We start from the raw sequence: 21008 nt of genomic DNA, 5'->3' as shown, positions 1-21008 counted from the left end.
TGTGAAAACTTCTACATATACTTGAAAAGCAGCTGGATACGCTTTATTATAAAGATGCATAAGAAATATATCTTTAAAAATAAAGGGGTTCTGTAAATGATTACCGAAACTAAAAAAGATATCATCAAAGCGACGATCCCAGTATTGGAAGAGCATGGTACCACAATCACATCCGTATTCTATGGAAGAATGTTCGAGGCACACCCTGAACTTTTGAATATCTTCAACCAGACGAACCAGAAAATAGGGGATCAGCCTAAGGCGCTCGCCATGACGGTCCTTGCTGCAGCCAAGCATATTGATAATCTGGATGCGATCGTGCCACATGTAGTCGGTATCGCACACAAACACCGCGCACTCGAGATTCTGCCGGAACACTATCCGATCGTAGGGAAATATCTGCTCGAAGGCATCAAGGAAGTGCTCGGCGACCAGGCGACTCCAGAAATCATCGATGCATGGGGTGACTACTACAATCAGATTGCCCAAGTATTCATAGACGTCGAGAAAGATATGTATAAAGATGCTGCGTGGGATGGCTTCAAGCCTTTCATGGTTAAAAAGAAAGAAGTCATGACACCTGAAATCGTCAGGTTTACAGTAGATGCTGAGGATGTTGATAAAACATTCACAGCGGGCCAGTACATCACGGTCAAAGTGCACCCATCCGGCTACCCGTATGATGCGCTCCGCCACTACTCGATCTGCTCCAATTCAACTGAGGACGGCATCACCTTTGCTGTCAAACGTGAAATGGCGGGCGGAGAGAAAGGCGTTGTTTCCAACTACCTGCATGATGGCATTGAAGAGGGGGACGTCCTCCATCTTTCTGCCCCTGCCGGAGACTTCAAAGTTGAGGAAGACCATGATAAGCTGCTCTTCATCGCAGGCGGCGTCGGTGCGACACCGGTGATGGCGATGGCTGAAGATGCGATTGAAAAAGGCAAAGATGTAAAATTCGTCTACAGCGCCATCAACAAGGATTTCCAGCCATTCAAAGACCAGTTTGCTTCGCTGGAAGAGAATGGTGCCGACATCACGGTGAAATACAGCGAACCGGACGGCTATCTGAACCGCTCCGACTTCGGAGAACTCGACGGCCGTGAAGTCTACATCTGCGGTTCCATGCGCTTCATGGATACGATGATCGAAGAACTGGCTGCTTTGGATATCGACGATTCCCGCATCCACTTCGAACCATTCGGTCCGAAAATGAGTCTCCAGACCGTCTAGAATTTCAATCTGGATCATCCAACACATTCCATATAGACCTGTACACCCATCCGCCCCTAATCGGATGGGTGTATTTTTGTACGTGTTTTTGTTTATATTATGTTTATATCGGTGTGATAAGATATTTACGGAAGGAGTGGGGAGACGTGCAGAAAGTGATGGTAGTGGAAGACGATCCGCATATCAGGCAACTTGTATCCATATATCTTAAGCAGGATGGCTACAAAGCCATATTGGCAGAATCGGCGGACGACGCGCTCGGCCAACTCGAGGATGATGAAGTGGATCTCGCTGTCGTGGATGTCATGATGCCGGGTATGGATGGCTTCAAGCTTACTGAGATACTGAGTGGTGATCTGGATATTCCGGTCATTCTGCTCACGGCCAAGGGTCAGCTGGAAGATAAAGGACGCGGGTTTACAGCGGGAGCGGAGGACTACATCGTCAAACCATTTGAACCGGAAGAGCTTATCTACAGGGTACGTGCCGTGCTCAAGCGCACACAGCCGGACAGCCATTCAGTGTTGACCTACAACGGCGTCGTCCTTGACCGCATCCACTATGAGGTCAGGGCCCATGATAAGACGTTCATGCTGCCGGTCAAGGAACTCGAGCTGTTTGCCTGTCTGATGGAGACCCCGGAGCGGGTGGTGACCCGTGATTATCTTGCAGAAGCGGTGTGGGGAGACATTGAATCGGGTGCCTACACAATCAATACACACATCAACCGGCTCAGGCAGAAGCTTGAGAAGCACCGCGTGCCTTTGGAAATCGTCACCATCCGTGGCATCGGCTATAAGCTGGAGGGGGAGGCATGAAACAGTCCCTGAACAGAAAATTCATAATCGGGCTGGTCATCGTCATCGCTTTAAGCGCATTGACTGCATTGCTTGCAGCAAATATCCTCTACATGCTCCATTCGAAACCGAAGATGGACCAGGCACTTGTCGACACTGCTGAAACGTTCGTCGCAGGTCTGGAAAAGGCCGATATGACTGAAGCGGCAATCGATGAGCATCTGGAACTTTTTACAGCCCTCGGTTACCAGGGGGCCATGATCAAACGGGAAGATGTAATGGGGAAGGGTCAGAAACGATCGATTTCAACAGTACTGCCGTCACATCGGCAGGTGAGCCATTCGACCGGACGGAACTCTCTTTGGCAATCGTCCGGGATGTCATGGATGGTGGTGTGTACCAGGGTGAAGCGGCAACACTCGCCAATTGGTTCATGATGGGCCACTTCATGAACGATGTGAGGAATACGGTCGGGGTATCATTCGAAACTGGGGGCACACAGTATGCCCTCTTCATCAAGCAGGACAGTGCCTTGATGTTCAGTGAATTCCATATCATTGGACTGGTCTTCTTCCTGACCGTCTTCATAGTCGGTCTCATATCGATCATCCTCATGTCCCGGCGCATGGCGACGGTGCTCGGCAGGTTGTCTACGGCGGCGGATGAGATCAGAAGAGAAAATTTCGACTACGCCATTGAGCCGGAAAACTATGCACCGGATGAAATCGGGCAACTGGCCGTCAGTCTCGATGCCATGCAGGGACAGCTGAGTGAGAATCGCTACATGCGCCAGAAGTTCATCAGCGATGTCACCCACGATCTGCAATCACCGTTGCTTAATATCCAAGGCTATTCCAAGCTGATGATGGACCAGGACTTGCCTGAAGGCCTCCGCCAGCCGGCAGAAGTGGTCCATCAGGAAGCGAGGCGCCTGTCTGCACTGGCCAGGCAATTGACGGTGCTCAACCGTTTTGACGATCAGACATATCAGGTGAAGCATGAAGCCATCAGGCTTGATCGCCAAGTGCAGGAAGTCATCCGTGCATTTTCATGGCGTCTCGATCAGGAAGGGATAGACTTGTCCTATACTCTTGATGAGGTAACGGTCAAATCCGATCCGCATCTGCTCTATAACGTCTGGGATAACCTTGTGTCGAACGCCATCAAGTATTCGGGGCCGGGTGATGAAATATTCATCAGGCTCACTGACGCAGGCGACCGGGTGAAAGTGATCTTCAGCGATACCGGCACCGGTATCAGGGCAGAAGATATGGATCAGCTGTTCGAGCGCTTCTACCGCGTGGACCAGTCGCGTTCGACGAATGGTTCAGGCCTTGGACTTGCGATCGTCAAAGAGACGCTTGATATGCTCGGCGGCGAAGTGGAAGTCGAAAGTGAATTTGGTGTAGGCACGACATTTACAATTACATTGAAGAAATAACAGGAGGATTCATAATGGAAAGAAAATGGGGCATTAATTTTATCAGGGTGGCAGCGGCATTCGGGCTGCTCGGTGTATTCATCGGTTCACAGATGGCGGGGGAGATGGATTACGCAATCCGGCCGATTCACACGCACGTGCTTCTGGTGGGCTGGCTCTCCATGTTTGCATGGGGCATCTTCTACAGCATCTACACGGTACGGCATAAAGTGCTTGTGCACATCCACGGTGTAACGGGAATTTTAGGGGCGGTGCTGCTGACTGTCGGCATGTATTTCTATATGCTTGATCCATTCAATATGAATGAAACGTTCACAACAGTCCTGTTCATCGTCGGCGGCAGTGTATTGCTGCTTGCCTTCCTGATGTTCCTTGTCATCACCTTCTTCGTTGAACCACGTACAGAAAAATAAAATAATCGCTCCCCTTTTTAAGGCAAAGGGGAGCTTTTTATGTTTTAATGCATATTAAGAATGTATCGGATTCACGATACGGAAATGAGGTGGCACGCTTGGCCTACATATTGCTTATCATTGGTTTTGTCCTTCTGATCAAGGGCGCGGATTACTTTGTGCAGGGGGCTTCAAATATTGCAGTCAAACTCAATGTTTCGCCGCTTCTTGTCGGTTTGACGATCGTCGCGCTTGGGACGAGTTCCCCGGAGGCGACTGTTGCCATCCTCGCGGCATTGGATGGCAGTGCAGGCGTTGTCCTCGGCAACGTCATCGGCAGCAACATCGTAAATATAACTGTTGTGGTCGGCTTGACGGCAGTAATCGCCCCGCTTACGGTACAGAGTGAAACAGTGCGCAAAGAGATTCCCTTCGCCCTGCTCGGGGCGGTTGTGATGATGGTCCTTATGATGGACACATTCCTCCAAGATAGCCCAAGCAATGCGATTACACGTGGGGACGGCATCATCATCCTGCTGTTTTTCCTGATATTTCTGTACTATGTATTTGAAATGGCACGCAAAAATCGGTCCGGTACAGTGGCTGAAGCACCAACCGACTACGGTGAACCCTGGTGGAAGAATATCCTATCCACTTTAGGTGGCCTGGCCGCCATCATCATCGGGGAGAGATGGTCGTGTCGAGCGCGACTGAAATCGCCTTGGCACTCGGCATGAGCGAGGCGCTGGTCGGTTTGACGATTGTGGCAGTCGGCACTTCTCTGCCGGAAATCATGACTTCTGTAACCGCCGCATTGAAGGGTAAGGGGGATATGGCAATCGGCAACGTAGTCGGCAGCAATATCTTCAATATATTCTTCGTCACCGGCACTGCCGCGACCGTCAGCCCGATAGCTGCGGAATCCAAGCTGTTCCTGGACGGTTTCGTCATGGTTGGTTTGACTGTGCTGCTTCTGATATTTTCGCGGACACACTTCTCCATCGGCAGAAGGGAAGGGGCATTTATGCTGGTGGCATATACGGCCTATCTGATCTATATCATCATCCGGAATTGAATAATGGACAGTGATGGACTAAACCCCGGCTGAATCTGATTGTCATCAGGTTCAGCCGGGTTTTTAAATCAATTGGATTGATTCTGCCTTTTGGCGGCGATCAGTGTGTTGTTGAGCACCATGGTGATGGTGAGCGGGCCGACGCCGCCCGGTACAGGGGTGATGTAGCTTGCCTTCTCACTGGCCGAATCGAAGTCGACGTCTCCGACGAGCTTGCCATCTACGACGCTGTTGCCGACATCTATGACGACGGCACCTTCCTTCAGATGCTCGCCTTTAATGAGGCCCGGCTGTCCGACGGCGCTGACTATGACATCGTAACCCTTCAGCTTATCGGTCATATTACGGGTGCGGGAGTGCATGAGTGTGACCGTGGCGTTCTGGTCGGTCAGCAGTTTTGCGACCGGCTGCCCGACGATGTGGGAGCGTCCGATGACGGCGACATCCTTGCCTTCTAGTGGACCGGTATGCTTCAGGAGCTCCATTATGCCGAGCGGTGTGCATGGCACGAATGCCTCTTGTCCGGTGTAGAGACGTCCGATGTTGACCGGATGGAAGCCGTCGACATCTTTATCCGGTGCGATCGCCTCCAACACCTTCTCTTCGCTGACCTGGCCAGGAAGCGGCACCTGGACAAGGATGCCGTTGACGGTATCATCGTCATTCAGCCGTGCGATGATGTCCAGTACTTCCTGCTCAGTGACCGTCCCGTCGAGCTGTACGATTTCTGAAGTCATGCCGATCTTTTCGGCTGCCTTATTCTTTGACCGTACATAGCTGAGTGACGCGCCATCGTCGCCTGCAATGACGACGGTCAAGTTTGGCGTCGTACCTGCTTCCTTCAACTTTTCGACTTCAGCGGCAAGGTCAGCGCGGTAGTCCTTCGCTATCTCCCTGCCGTTCAATAGTTCTGCTGTCATGTGAAAGCCCTCCTGGATTCTATCTATTTCTCCTTCATTATCCAACAACTGAGCATAAATTTCCAGATTGAAGACCATAAAATTCTGAAATCAGAAGAGATTGAACGAGTTAATTACCGTATAATAAATTATAAAAATAAAAATTATTTAGTTCATATACAAACTATAACAATTAAAATTAATTTATTGTTCGTTTTTAAGTTGATTATATAGGACTCTATTGTTAAACTGAATCTGAGAAATAAACATCCGCATAAAAGAGAGGGTTACGTTCATGACAGTAGGAGTGATTATGGGAAGTTCTTCAGACTGGTCGACGATGAAACATGCGTGCGACATGCTGGATCAGCTATCCGTCCCTTATGAAAAGAAAGTGGTCAGCGCCCACAGGACGCCTGAAATGATGATGGACTATGCCAAGGCCGCCAAGGGCCGGGGCATCAAAGTGATCATCGCAGGTGCGGGGGTGCTGCCCATCTGCCGGCATGGTGGCGTCGATGACCCACATACCGGTCATAGGTGTGCCGATCGAGTCGAAGGCGTTGAATGGCCTCGACTCGCTGTTGTCCATCGTCCAGATGCCAGGCGGCATCCCTGTCGCGACGACGGCGATAGGTAAGGCGGGGAGCACGAATGCAGGCATACTCGCGGCAAAGATGTTGGCGATTGGCGATGCTGCCCTCTATAGCCGACTGGAAGCCTATACGGAGACTTTGGAAGAGAAAGTGGAGGGAATGCAGAATGAGCTCGATTGAACTGGGCGGTACGATAGGCATAATAGGTGGCGGACAACTCGGGAAGATGCTCGCACAGAGCGCTTTGAGGATGGGGTATAAAGTCGCGGTGCTCGACCCTTCTGAAGATGCGCCGGCAAGAAGTACGTGCCATACATTCATCCATGCGGAATTCAGCGATTTTGCGTCACTTAAGGAACTATGCGGATTGTCGGACATCGTCACATATGAATTCGAGAATATCGATGCCCACATACTGCGCACATTAGTGGATGACTACCATATCCCCAGGGCGCCGAGACGGTTCTGACGCTGCAGAACAGGGATTACGAGAAGACGGCGATCGAAGAGGCGGGTGCGGCCATCGTCCCTTATGCGAAAGTAGCGACACGGGACGCGCTCGCGTCATTCGCCGCCACCAATGGCTATCCTGTCATCGTCAAGACCGCAACGGGCGGCTATGACGGCAAGGGTCAGATGGTGATCGAATCACAGGCGCAAATGGAACACCTCGACATTCCATTTGACCAGGCGGAATGGGTCGCCGAAAAATACCTGCAGTTGGAACGCGAAGTATCATTGACTGTCGCCAGAAGTACGACAGGCCAGGTCGAATATTTCCCGCTTCAGGAAAATCTGCACAAGGACCAGGTCCTCTACCGCACGATCGCGCCAGCGGGTGTCGATGCGCAGTATACCGCCAAAGCGCAGGAAGCGGCACGTAAAATTATGGATAAGCTCCATTTCACCGGCGTGTTCACGATAGAATTCTTCATCGATCAGGACGGTTCGCTGTATGTGAACGAAATCGCCCCAAGGCCCCACAATTCGGCCCACCATACGATCGAATCATGCAACATCAGCCAGTTTGATGCACATATACTGGCGATCCTCGGCCATCCGATGCCTGCTGTCCATCAGCACCAGCATGCAGTCATGATGAATCTGCTCGGTGCCGATCTGGACCGCCTTGAACAGACGCTTTTCACAAATCCGGAGTGGCACGTCCACGTCTACGGCAAGACAGCGCGCAAACCGGCAAGGAAGATGGGGCACGTGACGGTGCTTACTGACGATGTCGCAGAAACACTCGACCGGTTGGAAGAGAATTTCATCAAGGAGGAGTCATGATGCTCGTTTACGAAGGAAAGGCAAAACGTGTCTACAGGACAGAAGATGCGGCATACCGCATTGAATATAAGGATGAAGTGACGGCCGGTAATGGGGAGAAGCACGACTACATGACAGGTAAAGGACGGCTCAATAACCTGATCTCCTCAGGCATATTCGAATATATGAAAAAGCACGGCATCGACTCCCATTATATAGAACGCATCAGTGAGACCGAACAGCTGGTCAGGCCCCTTGACATCATTCCGCTTGAAGTGGTCGTACGGAACTATGCCGCCGGCAGCATCGTCAAACGCCTCGGACTCGAGACGCATCAGGCGATGACCCCACCGTTGGTCGAGTTCTTCTATAAAGAAGACGCACTCGGCGATCCGCTCCTCACGGATGACCATATCGCCATGCTCAACCTGGCAAGTGTGGCGGAAGTCGCCCACCTTAAAGAGCAGGCCCTTAAGATCAATGACGTGTTGAAGAAAATGATGGAAGAGATGGGGCTGTCGCTGATCGATTTCAAGATCGAGTTCGGCAAAGACCAGCACGGTGCCATCATGCTTGCAGATGAAATCTCGCCGGATACATGCCGCATCGTGGATATGGAGAGTAAAGAGAATTTCGACAAAGACGTCTACCGCAACAGTACAGGATCACTGATTGATACCTACAGCGCATTTTATAAAAAGATGGAGGCACTCATATAATGAAGAAGATTGAACTGATCGTCACACTGCAGCCGCAAGTATTGGATACACAAGGTGAGGCCCTGAATCGGGCGGTCCACGAACTGGGCCATGAGGAAATCAACGACATCCGTGTCGGCAAGGTGCTCTACTTCGACATCGATGAAACAGACGAGGCGAAAATCGATGAGAGCGTCCGTCGGTTGTCCGAGAAACTATTTGCCAATACGGTCATCGAAACATACTCCTACACTATCCTCGACGAGGTGGCTGAATGATGAAATTCGCTGTGATACGCTTTCCAGGGTCGAACTGTGATAGGGATATGCTGAACGCCATCCTGAAGTCCGGCGGGGAAGCGGACTATGTCGATTACCGGGAGACGTCGCTTGAAGGTTATGATGGCGTCCTGATTCCAGGCGGCTTCAGTTTTGGGGACTACTTGAGGAGTGGCGCGATGGCTGCTGTAGCGCCGGTGACGAAAGCAATCGTCGAAGCAGCAGAAGCAGGGAAGCCGGTAGCCGGCATATGCAACGGCTTCCAGATACTGACTGAAATCGGCCTGTTGCCGGGTGCGCTCATATTCAATGACACCCACACCTTCATCTCAAGGGATGAAACGCTGAAGGTGACCAACAGCCGCACTGCATTCACAACGGGGTATCAGCCTGATGAAACGGTCACTTTCCCAATCGCGCATGGAGAAGGGCACTACTACTGTGATGATGAGACTTATGATGCGCTCAAACAGAACAATCAGATTGTCTTGAAATACACGGACAACCCGAACGGCTCGCGTGGCGACATTGCGGGCATCATCAATGAAGCGGGCAATGTCCTCGGCATGATGCCGCATCCGGAACGCGCACTCGAAGCGTTGCTCGGCAGTGATGACGGCAAAAAAATCTTTGAAAATATGGCAAACTGGGAGGCCGCTCATAATGAAATTCAATGAACCGACAGAACAGATGATCAAAGACGACAAGCTCTATACAGAGATGGGCTTGACGGATGCAGAATACAAGCATGTAGTGGAGATACTCGGCAGGGAACCGAACTATACGGAAACCGGCATATTCTCGGTCATGTGGAGTGAACATTGCTCGTATAAGCATTCGAAGCCGTTCCTAGGCCAATTCCCGACATCAGGGGAACGCGTATTGATGGGACCGGGTGAAGGCGCAGGCGTCGTCGACATCGGCGACAACCAGGCCATCGTCTTCAAAGTCGAATCCCATAACCACCCTTCTGCAGTCGAACCTTACCAAGGGGCAGCAACGGGTGTCGGCGGGATCATCCGTGATATCGTCTCAATGGGCGCGCGTCCTATCGGATTATTGAATTCCCTCCGCTTCGGCGAGCTATCTGAAGCGAATAACCGCTGGCTGCTCAGAGGCGTTGTATCCGGCATCGGCGGCTACGGCAACTGCATCGGCATCCCGACCGTCTCCGGAGAAGTCGAATTCGATTCTTCATATGACGGCAACCCGCTCGTCAACGCCATGTGTGTCGGGGTCATCGACCACGACCAGATACAAAAGGGACGGCCAAAGGTGTCGGCAACAAAGTCATCTATGTCGGCCTGAAGACAGGACGGGACGGCATCCACGGCGCAACTTTCGCGTCTGAAGAGTTATCTGAGGAATCAGAGTCGAAGCGTCCATCGGTGCAGATCGGAGACCCATTCACCGGCAAAAAACTGATGGAAGCGACTCTTGACGCCATCAACCAGCCTGAACTCGTCGGCATCCAGGATATGGGGGCGGCAGGTTTGACATCATCAAGTGCCGAAATGGCGGCCAAAGGTGAATCGGGCATGGCGCTCTACCTCGACCAGGTGCCTGTCAGGGAAGACGGCATTTCCCCATACGAAATGATGTTGTCGGAAACACAGGAACGCATGCTGCTTGTCGTAAAGGACGGCACAGAGGATAAATTCCTCAAGATGTTCGACGGATATGAACTCGATTCCGCGGTCATCGGTGAAGTGACGGATTCCGACCGTCTCGAACTCTTCTATGAAGGCGAGAAGTACGCGGATATTCCCGTACAGCCACTGTCCGATGAGGCACCTGTCTATGTGCTGGAAGGCAAAGACCCAGGGGTTGACGACAAAACATATGACTACAGTAAAGAAGATCTGAACGCGGCATTCGATGCACTGCTCGGCCATCCGAATCATGGTTCAAAGCGCTATATATATGAACAATACGATAATCAGGTCGGTTCGAACACCGTCCAGAAGTTGGGATTCGGCTCAGGCATCGTCAGAGTGGAAGGTACGGATAAGGCCATCGCGATGACGGTTGACGGCAAGAGCCGCTATGTCTATGCCGATCCGTTCAATGGCGGTAAAGAAGTCGTCGCGCAGGCGTTCAGGGACATCATATCGACTGGTGCACTCCCGCTTGCCATGACTGACTGCCTGAATTACGGCAGTCCTGAAAACCCTGAAATCTACCATCAGCTTGATGCTTCGACGCGCGGTATGGCAGAAGCGTGCCGGACGCTGTCGACACCGGTCGTATCCGGCAACGTCAGCCTATACAACGAATCCAAAGGCACAATATTGCCAACGCCGGTCATCGGCATGGTTGGTCTGATAGAAGATGTGCGCTTCATGGAAAATCTCCATGTACAGGCGGGGGATTCAATCTATCTGGTGGGCGAGACATATAAGAGCTTTGCCGGCAGTCAGCTTGAAAAACTGGTTGATGGAGACATTTCGAAGCAGGAACGCCACATCGACCTGGAGCTCGAATACAACCGCGGCATGGATCTCAGGGAGCGTCTGAAGAACGGTGGCATCAAAAAGATCGCACCAATCGGCCGTGGCGGCATCGCCATCAAACTGGCGCAGCTTGCAGCCTTCCACCATCTCGGAGTGGACGCGTCACTCGATATGGACGGGAAGATCTCTTTGCAGAAAATGCTTCCCGCTACATCGTCATCGGAGCAGGTGGACAAGATATTGAAGACGCTGTCGAAATCGGGGTCCTGACAGAAGATGCATTCAAAGTAGCAACGCGTGATATGACGATAGAACGTAGCCTGGACGCCATCTCAAACACATGGGAAGGGGCAATCCCGAAATGTATGACATCCGTGGACTAAATGAAGAGTGCGGCATATTCGGTGTGTACGGCCATCCGGATGCCGCCGAATTGACTTATATCGCACTGCACAGCCTCCAGCATCGGGGCAGGAAGGGGCCGGCATCGTCTGTTCGAACGAAGAGTACCTTTTCGGCGCACGCGGCATGGGCCTTTTGACCGAAGCGCTCTCCAGGGAACAGCTGGCATCGCTGCATGGCTTTCCGCACGCCATCGGCCATGTAAGGTACGCAACAAGCGGTGGCAGCGAGCTGTCGAACGTCCAGCCATTCCTGTTCAAAAGCCATAGAGGGGACCTCGGGCTTGCGCATAACGGCAATCTTGTCAATGCCATGAGCGTCCGTGAGGCTTTAGAAGACGACGGGGCGATTTTCCAGACTTCATCGGACACTGAAACATTGGCACATCTGATCCGTAAAAATAAAAGCCCGGACAGGAAAACGCGCATCAAGACGGCGCTCAGGCAGATCAAGGGCGCTTTCGCCTTCGTCATCCTGGACGAAGAGGCATTGACCATCGCCCTGGATGATCATGGTGTGCGTCCGCTCATGCTCGGCATGATAGACGGTGCCTATTGCGTCGCCAGCGAAACGTGTGCCTTCACCGCAATCGGTGCAGAGTACATACGTGATATTGAACCCGGCGAACTGATTACATTGAGTGAAGCAGGCATCGACTTCGACCGTTATACGGACGCGTCGCATCCGAATATGTGCTCGATGGAGTACATCTACTTTGCGCGGGCCGACTCGGAATTCCGCAATACATCCACATACACGATCAGAAAATCGCTCGGTCAGCAGTTGGCCAGGGAAATGGATGTGGATGCGGATATAGTGATCGGCGTGCCGGACTCGAGCCTTGCCGCTGCAAAAGGATTTTCTGAAGAATCCGGAATCCCACAGGAGCAGGGACTGTTGAAAAACCGCTATGTGGGACGGACATTCCTCTCCAAAGGGCAGGAAGCACGCGAGCGGGCAGTGCGCATGAAGCTCTCCCGGTGCGTGATGTTGTTGAGGGCAAGCGCATCATCGTCATCGATGATTCGATCGTGCGTGGGACGACCAGCCGGTATATCGTCAAGGCATTGAAGAAGGCGGGCGCTAAAGAAGTCCATATGGGCGTCTCATCTCCGCCGCTTAAAAATCCATGCTTCTATGGCATCGATGTCTCAACCCATGCTGAAATCATCGCTTCATCGAAATCGACAGAGGAGATCCGCCGTGAGATCGGTGCTGACTCCTTGAGTTATCTGTCGGTCGACGCGATGCATGATGTGTACCATTCATATGGTTCGAAAGGCCAATGCGATGCCTGCTTTACAGGCAATTATCCAATAGAGATTATCGACCGGCTCCTGCCGCAGGAGAAGGATCAGAAGACGAAAGGGGTATGAGCATGTCAGAACAGTATAAGGATGCCGGAGTCGACATCACGGCCGGATATCAGGCAGTCGATAAGATCCAAGCACATGTAAAACGGACGATGCGTCCGGAGGTCATCGGAGGGATTGGGGGGTTCGGTGCCGCTTTCGACCTGTCACAGCTGAATATGAAAGCCCCTGTCCTTGTTTCCGGCACTGATGGTGTCGGTACGAAATTGAAGCTGGCGATCGATTCAAACCGTCACCGTACAATCGGTGTGGACGCCGTGGCGATGTGCGTCAACGACATCATCACAACCGGTGCAGAGCCACTGTACTTCCTTGATTACATCGCGGTCGATAAGGTCATTCCTGAGCACATCTCCGACATCGTCGAAGGCATTTCAAATGGCTGTACGGACGCAGAATGCGCCTGATCGGCGGTGAGACCGCGGAGATGGGGATATGTACGGTGCAGGCGAATATGATATCGCCGGTTTTGCTGTAGGCGCCGTCGAGAAGGATGCCTATATAGATGGGACAGCTGCAAAGCCTGGGGACACGATCATCGGACTGGCTTCAAGCGGCATCCATTCGAACGGCTACAGCCTGGTCAGGAAATGGCTTGCCGACTACTCGGTCGACGTCGAAGGGATGCTGGACGGCAGACCGATCATCGATCATCTGCTTGAGCCGACGCGCATCTATGTCAAGGCGATCAAAAAAGTCAGGGAAGAGATCAGCATCAAGGCGATGAGCCATATCACAGGTGGTGGCTTCATCGAAAACATACCGCGGGCGTTCCCGGATATCTGGGTGCAGATATCGATGTGGCGAATGTCGAAGTGCCGAAAATCATAGAATGGCTGATTGAACTCGGCGGCATGGATATGCGGGAGGCATACAACGTGTTCAATATGGGCATCGGTTTCATGATTGCAGTGAACGACAAAGATGAAGCGCGCACCATGGAGATACTTGAGGACGCAGGGAGCGGCCGACAGTGCTTGGCCGCGTGACTGCGGACGGCGGGTTGCGTGTCCATGGCTACTAGAGTTGCAGTATTCGCCTCCGGTGGCGGCACGAATTTCAGCAATCTGGCCCGTCACGCACAAGAGATCGGCATCGAGATCGTCCTTTTGATCAGCGACAATCGTGAAGCCTACGCCTTACGGCGTGCAGAGGCCCTCGGCATAGAAAGCCTCGTGTGCACCATCTCCGACTACGGGTCGAAGGCGGCGCAGGAAGCGGCGATGATAAGGGCGCTTAAGCGCCTCGATGTTGAATATATACTGCTTGCAGGCTACATGCGCATACTTGGTGCGGCGTTCATCAGCACCTATGAAGATAGGATCATCAATCTGCATCCTTCACTGCTGCCAGCCTTCAAAGGCCGCAATGGCATCCAGGACGCCTATGACTACGGGGTTAAAGTGACAGGAGTGACGATCCATCTTGTGGATGCCGGCATCGATACGGCCGGATCATCGCCCAGGAGCCTGTACGCATCAATCCTGAAGATTCACTTGAAGATCTGGAGAGGAAGATTCATCAGCTCGAGTATAAGCTGTACCCACAGGCACTCAAAAAATTTTTGGAAGGGAGAGAGGATGAAGAAAGCACTGATCAGCGTATCCGATAAGAGAGGGCTCGAGCCGTTTGTCCGTGGCCTCTCCCGCAATGGCTATGAAATCTATTCAACAGGCGGCACATTGAAGGCGATAGAATCCTTCGGGGTCCCTGTTGAGAATGTCAGCGTTCTGACAGGATTTGAAGAAATATTGGATGGCCGCGTCAAAACGCTGCACCCAGCAGTCCACGCCGGCATACTTGCCGATCGGGATAATGCAGCCCATATGGCGGAACTCGATGAAAAGAATATTGCCCCGATCGATCTGGTGGCGGTCAACCTCTATCCGTTCAAGGAAACGGTCGCAACTGAAGGTGTCACAGAAGCCGAGGCGGTTGAGAACATCGATATCGGCGGACCGACGATGCTGCGGGCGGCAGCCAAGAACTTCAGGCATGTGACGACCATCGTCTCCCCAGAAGACTACGGAGAGGTCATCACCCGTATCGAATCGGAGACGCTTGACGATACCTACCGGCGTGCACTCATGATAAAAGTGTTCCGCCATACGAATGATTATGACCAGGCGATCGTCAACCACTTCAGCCAGGCTGAGGAATCCCTGCGCTACGGCGAAAACCCGCATCAGACGGCCCGTCTGGTCCGGACGACTGAAGCACGCAATACGATATTGAACGCCGATGTCCTAAACGGCAAGGCGCTGTCCTACAATAACTACCGCGATGCGGATGCAGCGTTCCAACTGGCCAAAAAGTTCTTTATGCCGGCAGCAGTCGCCGTGAAGCATATGAATCCATGCGGTGTGGGCACGGGAGAAACGATTGCGGAAGCGTTCAGAAACGCCTATGAAGCAGACAGCCAGTCGATTTTCGGTGGCATCGTGGCGCTCAACAAGACGGTGGATCGGGAGACGGCCGAACAGCTGCACTCCATTTTCCTGGAAGTCGTCATCGCACCGTCCTTCGACGAGGCGGCGCTTGAGGTGTTGACCCAGAAGAAGAACCTTAGATTGCTCGAAGTGGATTTCCATGAGGACGCCCATGCTGAAGAGATGGTCAGTGTCTCGGGTGGATACCTCATCCAGAGCCAGGACACCGGCGCTCTTGATGAGAGGGATATCAAAGTCGTCACAGAGAAGCAGCCGACGAAGGAACAGTTGACGGCGATGGCGCTGGCATGGGAAGTATCGAAGCATGTCAAAAGCAACGCGATCGTCCTGTCCAATGAACGCCGGACGGTAGGTATCGGTGCCGGACAGATGAACCGGGTCGGGGCGCTTAAGATCGCCATCGACCGCGCTGTGGGACTCGGGGACGATGTGGTCATGGCGAGCGATGGGTTCTTCCCGATGCCGGACTCCGTTGAACTGGCCCATGAAAATGGTATACGTGCAGTCATCCAGCCGGGGGGCTCAAAAAGGGATCAGGAGTCCATCGACTACTGCAATGCACATGGCATGGCGATGGTATTTACAGGCATGCGACATTTCAAGCATTAGGGCCGGAGTGAGACCGGCTTTTGATTACATGAACAGAGAGGGGCGTTTCCATGAATGTAGCAGTGATCGGCGGAGGCGGACGTGAATATGCACTGGCAAAAAAATTGGCCCAATCGACACGGAGCAATATCGTCTACGCCATTCCCGGCAATGATGGCATGAAAGAATTTGCAGTTACGGTGCCGGAATTGAGCGAGACGGATTGCCGGGGCATCGGGAATTCTGTCTTGACAACGATATCCAGTGGGTGGTCATCGGACCGGAAGCATCTCTTGAAGCTGGGCTTGCGGATCATCTGGAAGAGTTGGGCGTGGATGTATTCGGCCCAAAGAAGAATGAAGCAAAAATCGAGTGCTCCAAGGCTTTCGCCAAAGACATCATGAAGCGGTACAGTATTCCGACTGCTTCCCATCGCATGTTCACGGACCAGGACTCGGCACGAAACTATATAAATGAAACAGGTGCACCGGTCGTGCTGAAGAAAGATGGACTGGCGGCAGGCAAAGGCGTAATTGTGGCCATGGACATGACAGAAGCATTGGCAGGTATAGAGATATTGAAACCGGAGCAGGACGCCCCTGTCGTTATCGAGGAATTCCTAGAAGGCGAGGAGTTCTCCTTGATGGTGTTGGTCAATGGCTCTTATACCCACTCCTTTGAAATCATGGCCCAGGACCACAAACGGGCGTATGACGGGGACACCGGACCCAACACAGGGGCATGGGGGTCTACGCGCCCGTCCACCATATTGATGAATCGCTGAGGCAGGAAGCCGTGGACAAGATTGTAGAGCCCATGGCGCAGGCGATGGTCGATGAGGGACTCGATTATTTCGGGGTACTTTATCTGGGGGCGATCGTCACCCGTGATGGCGTCAAAGTCATTGAGTTCAATGCCCGTTTTGGGGACCCTGAAGCCCAAGTCCTTCTGGATCTCATGGAAGATGATTTCATCGATGTGCTGGAGAAGGTGAAGGCCAAGGAACCGTTCAGCCTGACCTTCCGGGATGGCTACAAGGCGGGTGTCATGTTGGCCTCCGGCGGTTATCCGGCTGCCTATGAAAAGGGATGTGAAGTGGATTTCAGCGCCGTCAGGGCAGACTGCGCGGTGAGCGGCCTCAAGCAATCCGGAGATGCCTGGCGGACGGACGGTGGCCGGGTATTGCTCGTAACCGGTGAGGGGCGCACCATCGAAGAGGCGGTCGATGCTGCATATTCAAACGTTTCCCAAGTCACGTTCACTGAAGGCGACCTGTTCTACAGACAGGATATCGGTGGCCGGGCACTCAAAGGCTGAGCAGCATCTTTAAGATTTATGTACATGCAAAAGGAGATTGCCGGCATAATGCCGGCAATCTCTTTTATTCGAAAGCATCTTGAATGTCATCTTTAGTCTTTTCAGTGCTTGAATCGTCTTTGGTGCTTTTATCTTCTCCGTTTTTATCATCTTCATTTTTTTCGTGGTCTTCGTTGGAGTCTTCCCCTTTATAAGCTTCTTCAGCTTCTTTCTTTGTTTCTTCTTGTCTGTCTTTGTCGCTGAAACTCATTATTATCACTCCTGCTTTATAAGTATTGATATCATATATTATTATTTCTTATCTGCTGTTAGTTGGATTGTACCCGTGCACTTCACAGGCTAAACATCACGCTTTATAATTTATTGTGATTTATCTCATCCAGTCATGTGACATTCGATGCATTTGATGCTCTTTTCCTCTATAATGGGAAGGGATATAGAGGTGAAATTAAAATGAAATGGTTGAAGCAGCAAGGAGAAGTGATCATCAGCATCCTTCTCGGTACTTTTTTTGTTATTACAGGATTATTCATTCTTTTTAATGTCGGTAGGATAAGAGGTGAGGGCGACGCCCAGATGCCTCAGATAGATACAATCTTCGATTTGTTGAATGCATTTTTCGTTGAAGTGGTCAACGTACTAGCCATGGTGATCGGGGACTTTCCGATTATAGCCGGCATCCTGGTCATCCTGTTTGGTGGCGTGATGTTTTCGGTGGCCAAGCTCATCCGCAGGACTACGGAGTTTGATACAGAATTGTCGTTTTTCTTTCTGACACTCGCTTTTGTGCTCTTTCTGATGACGACCCTTCTGATGTTCCAGGTCTACGGCTGGCTGTCGCTCCTGTTCATGCTGGCCTTTATCGTCCATATGCTCTACAGCATATTCAACGAACACCTGGATCCGGAGCACCGCAAGGAACATTATATGGTCATCCTCTTCTTCTATGGGTTGGCCTACTTCTTCACCCAAAACGCAGTCTATTCGGATATCGACCGGACAAAGGCGCCTGAGGATGTTTTATCGATCAATATGTTTTTTGCCATCATATGGGTGTTGTCCCTGATGGCACTATGGGTTGGCGTGTTCCTCTCCAAATCCAAAAACCTGCTGAAGAAGCCGAAAAAAGGGGATGCAGCGACCCTTTCCCGCAGCACCGGGCGCAGGCTCAATCCGAATGATTATTTGAGGTTCTCACAGAAACTCTATAATTTGCGCAACGGCATGCTGAACCGGGTGAAAAATTTTATGGAATTCGACTTTCCGAAGTGGCTGCGCCCGAATTATATCGAACTGTTGCTCGGCGCACTTGTCCTGATTTTTGTGCTGATTGAATTCAACAACAGGAACGGCGTCTTTACAGAAGGCCATTTCAGAGTGTCGGATATGCAGTACATTTATGAGTGGGTCAACTTGTTCCTGGCGTTGTCGCTAGTTGTCATCTACTTGTTTACGACATTCTTCAACATGACCCAGAACAAGTATTACCATACGCAGATGATCGTCATAATCGCTTTATGGCTCAAGGTCACGGTGAGTTTGTATATTACGGTGTTCCGCGATGTGGAGTTGTCGCTGTTCATCCTGCCGTTCAATGTGCTGCTCGTCCTGCTGACTACGCCACTTGCCCTGATCAGCATATTCAAAGAATTCGACAAGGGGAGATAATATGAAGGAAATCGAAACGCACCATTACACCGGACGTGTAGATGACCCGGATATGAAAGAACGCATCCATCAGCATATAAGCGGATGGACGGAGACTGTCAGAGGTGACGCCCCGGTCTTTATCGGATTTCGTTCCGACGAAGGCGTTAGGCGTAACCAGGGGCGGCCTGGTGCGCATCTGGGCCGGTCAAAGTGCGGGAGAAGTTGGCTTCACTGCCATGGACAACACCCATCTACGACTATGGCAGCATCGTCGGGGACACGGACCTTGAAGGTTCCCAAGCCGCGTTGGGACGCGCCGTGTATAGGGTGCTCCATAATAAGCAGTTCCCACTGATAATCGGTGGCGGACACGAAACGCTCTACGGCCACTATCTGGGCGTGCGGGCAGCCTACCCGGGAAAAGAATTGGAGTGCTCAATTTCGATGCCCATTTCGACCTCAGGGATGAGCGGCCGTCTTCTGGTACAATGTTCCATCAGGTATTGTCTGCCGATCAGGCGATCGACTACTATGTGGTCGGCATCCAACCATCCGGCAATACAAAAAGCCTGTTTGATGCCGCCGATCGTTTCGGGGTGAAATATGCTGAAATGGAAACAGTCAGGAAAACCGCCATTTTTGAAGAGATGCTGGCCGAACTTTCAGAGTATGATGCTGTCTTTGCAACTTTATGCATGGACTCCGTGCAGCGGGGGTGGCGCCAGGCACAAGTGCGCCTTCCGCTAACGGATATACTGCAGCAGAAATCCATGATATGGTTGGAAAAATGGCTGAGCTTACGAATCTGGTGGTTTTGATATAAGTGAAGTATCGCCACCACTTGATGTCGATGACCGAACAAGCAGTCTTGCTGCAAGCCTCTTCCATAGCTTCATGACCAAAAAGGAGTCGTTCCAATGAATACAGTGCAATTGAAAAAAGGACATGAAAAACCGTATCTGAAAGGGCAGTTGAATCTTGACGGCGAGGATCTGAGTGATGACACTTTTCTTGGTGATGGTGAAATCGTCCGTGTCGAAGATACCTACGGCCGGCTGATCGGCATCGCCATGCTCAGCTTCGAACAAAAGACAAAGGGTTGGATACTGACGAGTGGTGAAGAGACGATCGATGATGCATTGATCGAGTCGCGCATCCTGAATGCAATCGATAGAAGGGAACCCCTCTACAACGAACCGGACACGACAGCCTTCAGGCTGTTCAATGAAATCGGTGATGGCATCGGTGGGTTGGCGATCGATAACTATGATGGCCATCTGCTTGTGACCTTCTATTCGCGCGGTATCCATAAAATAAGAGATCTGATCATCAGGACGCTGATGGTCAGGCTGAAGCCGGCCTCCATCACCGAACAGGTCCGCTTCAGCGAGCAGGGGCGCATGAACATCGTCAATCGCAGGGTGACGGGTAATGTCGAGTTCCCGGTTACAGTAAAGGAAGCAGGTTTGTCCTACAGCATTCATCTTGAAGATGGCCCGATGACCCGCCTGTTCCTCGATCAGAGGGAGACGCGCAAGGCCCTTGTCCAGAATGCGGCGGATGCGAAAACTTTCCTGAATCTGTTTGCGTACAGTGGCACATTCTCCATTGCAGCGGCAGAAGGCGGAATGGCGACCACAAGCGTCGACTTGGCGAAGCGGACCAACGAACTGATCACGGATAACTTCAATGCCAATAACCTTTCCACCGATGGGCATACGATCCATATCATGGAAACGTTCGAATACTTGAATTATGCAGCCCGCAACAACAAACGTTTCGATCAGATCCTGATAGACCCACCGAGCTTTTCCCGCTATAAGAAAAAAGTGTTCAAAGTCGAACGCGACTATCCAAAACTCATCGAACAGGCGCTCATGGTACTGAAGCCCAAAGGCCGTCTGGTGTTGAGCCAGAACCTTGAAACCTTCACATTGAACCAGTTCAAACAGCAGATAGGCCGCACCATCGAAAAGGCGGGGCGATCCTACTCATTGACTGACGTCAAAGGGTTACCGAAGGATTTCCCGACGGTCAAAGGATATAAACGGGGCAAGTACCTTAAAGTCGTCACCGTAGATCTGAACGATTAGTCTT

16 protein-coding genes and 9 pseudogenes are annotated in these 21008 nt (G+C 51.7%); 23 read left to right on the top strand and 2 right to left on the bottom strand.

From position 1 onward, the window contains the following. The first annotated feature begins 96 nt into the window (after positions 1–96). The 6 genes and pseudogenes from ACYF68_RS10630 (at position 97) to ACYF68_RS10605 (ending at position 4938) form a co-directional block, all read left to right on the top strand. Positions 97–1233, top strand: coding sequence for a globin domain-containing protein (locus tag ACYF68_RS10630; protein ID WP_461046769.1), 1137 nt, complete (start codon positions 97–99; stop codon positions 1231–1233). Positions 1234–1379: 146 nt separating this feature from the next. After that, positions 1380–2051, top strand: a complete 672-nt coding sequence (locus tag ACYF68_RS10625; protein WP_461046767.1) for a response regulator transcription factor — start codon at positions 1380–1382, stop codon at positions 2049–2051. Next, the gene (locus tag ACYF68_RS10620; RefSeq protein WP_461046765.1) at positions 2048–2467 is read left to right on the top strand and encodes a hypothetical protein; all 420 of its coding nucleotides are present in this window, start codon (positions 2048–2050) and stop codon (positions 2465–2467) included. The genes ACYF68_RS10625 and ACYF68_RS10620 overlap by 4 nt, the downstream gene beginning before the upstream one ends. Beyond that, positions 2392–3471, top strand: a complete 1080-nt coding sequence (locus ACYF68_RS10615) for a sensor histidine kinase (RefSeq protein WP_461046763.1) — start codon at positions 2392–2394, stop codon at positions 3469–3471. Before ACYF68_RS10620 ends, ACYF68_RS10615 begins: the two co-directional genes overlap by 76 nt. A 14-nt stretch (positions 3472–3485) precedes the next feature. Beyond that, a complete protein-coding gene (locus ACYF68_RS10610) occupies positions 3486–3884 on the top strand; it encodes a hypothetical protein (RefSeq protein ID WP_461046761.1) in 399 nt (132 codons plus the stop codon). 98 nt (positions 3885–3982) lie between these two features. Then, positions 3983–4938, top strand: a pseudogene (locus ACYF68_RS10605) (calcium/sodium antiporter). Positions 4939–5006: 68 nt separating this feature from the next. Here the strand turns inward: ACYF68_RS10605 and ACYF68_RS10600 are convergent. Continuing rightward, positions 5007–5858 (bottom strand): bifunctional 5,10-methylenetetrahydrofolate dehydrogenase/5,10-methenyltetrahydrofolate cyclohydrolase, encoded by an 852-nt coding sequence (locus ACYF68_RS10600; protein WP_461046759.1) that lies wholly within the window; start codon positions 5856–5858, stop codon positions 5007–5009. A 274-nt stretch (positions 5859–6132) separates the two neighbouring features. Here ACYF68_RS10600 and purE point away from each other — a divergent pair. The 12 genes and pseudogenes from purE (at position 6133) to ACYF68_RS10540 (ending at position 17261) form a co-directional block, all read left to right on the top strand. Further along, positions 6133–6613, top strand: a pseudogene (gene purE / locus ACYF68_RS10595) (5-(carboxyamino)imidazole ribonucleotide mutase). Continuing rightward, positions 6600–7723: pseudogene (gene purK / locus ACYF68_RS10590) on the top strand (5-(carboxyamino)imidazole ribonucleotide synthase). Before purE ends, purK begins: the two co-directional pseudogenes overlap by 14 nt. Next, positions 7720–8421, top strand: coding sequence for a phosphoribosylaminoimidazolesuccinocarboxamide synthase (gene purC, locus ACYF68_RS10585; RefSeq protein WP_461046757.1), 702 nt, complete (start codon positions 7720–7722; stop codon positions 8419–8421). The pseudogene purK and the gene purC overlap by 4 nt, the downstream one beginning before the upstream one ends. Further along, positions 8421–8678, top strand: coding sequence for a phosphoribosylformylglycinamidine synthase subunit PurS (purS, locus tag ACYF68_RS10580; protein ID WP_461046755.1), 258 nt, complete (start codon positions 8421–8423; stop codon positions 8676–8678). The genes purC and purS overlap by 1 nt, the downstream gene beginning before the upstream one ends. Next, on the top strand, positions 8678–9355 hold the full coding sequence (purQ, locus tag ACYF68_RS10575; protein ID WP_461047596.1) for a phosphoribosylformylglycinamidine synthase subunit PurQ: 678 nt from the start codon (positions 8678–8680) through the stop codon (positions 9353–9355). The genes purS and purQ overlap by 1 nt, the downstream gene beginning before the upstream one ends. Further along, a pseudogene (gene purL, locus ACYF68_RS10570) lies at positions 9339–11514 on the top strand (phosphoribosylformylglycinamidine synthase subunit PurL). Before purQ ends, purL begins: the two are co-directional and overlap by 17 nt. Further along, positions 11493–12909: pseudogene (purF, locus tag ACYF68_RS10565) on the top strand (amidophosphoribosyltransferase). The pseudogenes purL and purF overlap by 22 nt, the downstream one beginning before the upstream one ends. Positions 12910–12911: 2 nt before the next feature. After that, positions 12912–13865, top strand: a pseudogene (purM, locus tag ACYF68_RS10560) (phosphoribosylformylglycinamidine cyclo-ligase); the annotation flags it as partial. Between the two features lie 54 nt (positions 13866–13919). Further along, positions 13920–14294 (top strand): annotated as a pseudogene (locus tag ACYF68_RS10555) (formyltransferase family protein); the annotation flags it as partial. 192 nt (positions 14295–14486) lie between these two features. After that, a complete protein-coding gene (gene purH, locus ACYF68_RS10550) occupies positions 14487–15965 on the top strand; it encodes a bifunctional phosphoribosylaminoimidazolecarboxamide formyltransferase/IMP cyclohydrolase (protein WP_461047594.1) in 1479 nt (492 codons plus the stop codon). Positions 15966–16015: 50 nt separating this feature from the next. Next, positions 16016–16823, top strand: a pseudogene (locus ACYF68_RS10545) (phosphoribosylamine--glycine ligase); the annotation flags it as partial. Positions 16824–16901: 78 nt separating this feature from the next. Further along, complete coding sequence (locus ACYF68_RS10540; protein ID WP_461047592.1) at positions 16902–17261, top strand: phosphoribosylglycinamide synthetase C domain-containing protein; 360 nt, start codon at positions 16902–16904, stop codon at positions 17259–17261. A 64-nt stretch (positions 17262–17325) separates the two neighbouring features. Here the strand turns inward: ACYF68_RS10540 and ACYF68_RS10535 are convergent, their stop codons facing one another. Beyond that, complete coding sequence (locus ACYF68_RS10535; RefSeq protein WP_461046753.1) at positions 17326–17511, bottom strand: hypothetical protein; 186 nt, start codon at positions 17509–17511, stop codon at positions 17326–17328. 203 nt (positions 17512–17714) lie between these two features. On the opposite strand from ACYF68_RS10535, the gene auxA reads away from it, so the two are divergent. From auxA to ACYF68_RS10510, 5 genes and pseudogenes are all read left to right on the top strand, one after another. Further along, positions 17715–18929 (top strand): lipoteichoic acid stability factor AuxA, encoded by a 1215-nt coding sequence (auxA, locus tag ACYF68_RS10530; protein ID WP_461046751.1) that lies wholly within the window; start codon positions 17715–17717, stop codon positions 18927–18929. A 1-nt stretch (position 18930) separates the two neighbouring features. Then, positions 18931–19266 (top strand): hypothetical protein, encoded by a 336-nt coding sequence (locus ACYF68_RS10525; RefSeq protein ID WP_461047652.1) that lies wholly within the window; start codon positions 18931–18933, stop codon positions 19264–19266. Continuing rightward, positions 19161–19729, top strand: a pseudogene (locus ACYF68_RS10520) (arginase family protein). Before ACYF68_RS10525 ends, ACYF68_RS10520 begins: the two are co-directional and overlap by 106 nt. Before the next feature lies 1 nt (position 19730). Further along, complete coding sequence (locus tag ACYF68_RS10515; RefSeq protein WP_461047590.1) at positions 19731–19832, top strand: hypothetical protein; 102 nt, start codon at positions 19731–19733, stop codon at positions 19830–19832. Beyond that, positions 19829–21004, top strand: a complete 1176-nt coding sequence (locus ACYF68_RS10510; RefSeq protein ID WP_461046749.1) for a class I SAM-dependent rRNA methyltransferase — start codon at positions 19829–19831, stop codon at positions 21002–21004. Before ACYF68_RS10515 ends, ACYF68_RS10510 begins: the two co-directional genes overlap by 4 nt. The last annotated feature ends 4 nt before the right edge of the window (positions 21005–21008 follow it).

The organism is Salinicoccus sp. CNSTN-B1 (genome assembly GCF_054792835.1).
Note: the sequence above shows the minus strand (reverse complement) of the source record. Positions and strands in the feature narration are given on the sequence as shown.

Coding starts and splice junctions, on each gene's coding strand:
- ACYF68_RS10630 (WP_461046769.1), top strand. CDS start 97: ATGATTACCGAAACTAAAAAAGATATCATCAAAGCGACGATCCCAGTA.
- ACYF68_RS10620 (WP_461046765.1), top strand. CDS start 2,048: ATGAAACAGTCCCTGAACAGAAAATTCATAATCGGGCTGGTCATCGTC.
- ACYF68_RS10610 (WP_461046761.1), top strand. CDS start 3,486: ATGGAAAGAAAATGGGGCATTAATTTTATCAGGGTGGCAGCGGCATTC.
- ACYF68_RS10600 (WP_461046759.1), bottom strand. CDS start 5,858: ATGACAGCAGAACTATTGAACGGCAGGGAGATAGCGAAGGACTACCGC.
- purC (WP_461046757.1), top strand. CDS start 7,720: ATGATGCTCGTTTACGAAGGAAAGGCAAAACGTGTCTACAGGACAGAA.
- purS (WP_461046755.1), top strand. CDS start 8,421: ATGAAGAAGATTGAACTGATCGTCACACTGCAGCCGCAAGTATTGGAT.
- purQ (WP_461047596.1), top strand. CDS start 8,678: ATGAAATTCGCTGTGATACGCTTTCCAGGGTCGAACTGTGATAGGGAT.
- purH (WP_461047594.1), top strand. CDS start 14,487: ATGAAGAAAGCACTGATCAGCGTATCCGATAAGAGAGGGCTCGAGCCG.
- ACYF68_RS10540 (WP_461047592.1), top strand. CDS start 16,902: ATGGAAGATGATTTCATCGATGTGCTGGAGAAGGTGAAGGCCAAGGAA.
- ACYF68_RS10535 (WP_461046753.1), bottom strand. CDS start 17,511: ATGAGTTTCAGCGACAAAGACAGACAAGAAGAAACAAAGAAAGAAGCT.
- auxA (WP_461046751.1), top strand. CDS start 17,715: ATGAAATGGTTGAAGCAGCAAGGAGAAGTGATCATCAGCATCCTTCTC.
- ACYF68_RS10525 (WP_461047652.1), top strand. CDS start 18,931: ATGAAGGAAATCGAAACGCACCATTACACCGGACGTGTAGATGACCCG.
- ACYF68_RS10510 (WP_461046749.1), top strand. CDS start 19,829: ATGAATACAGTGCAATTGAAAAAAGGACATGAAAAACCGTATCTGAAA.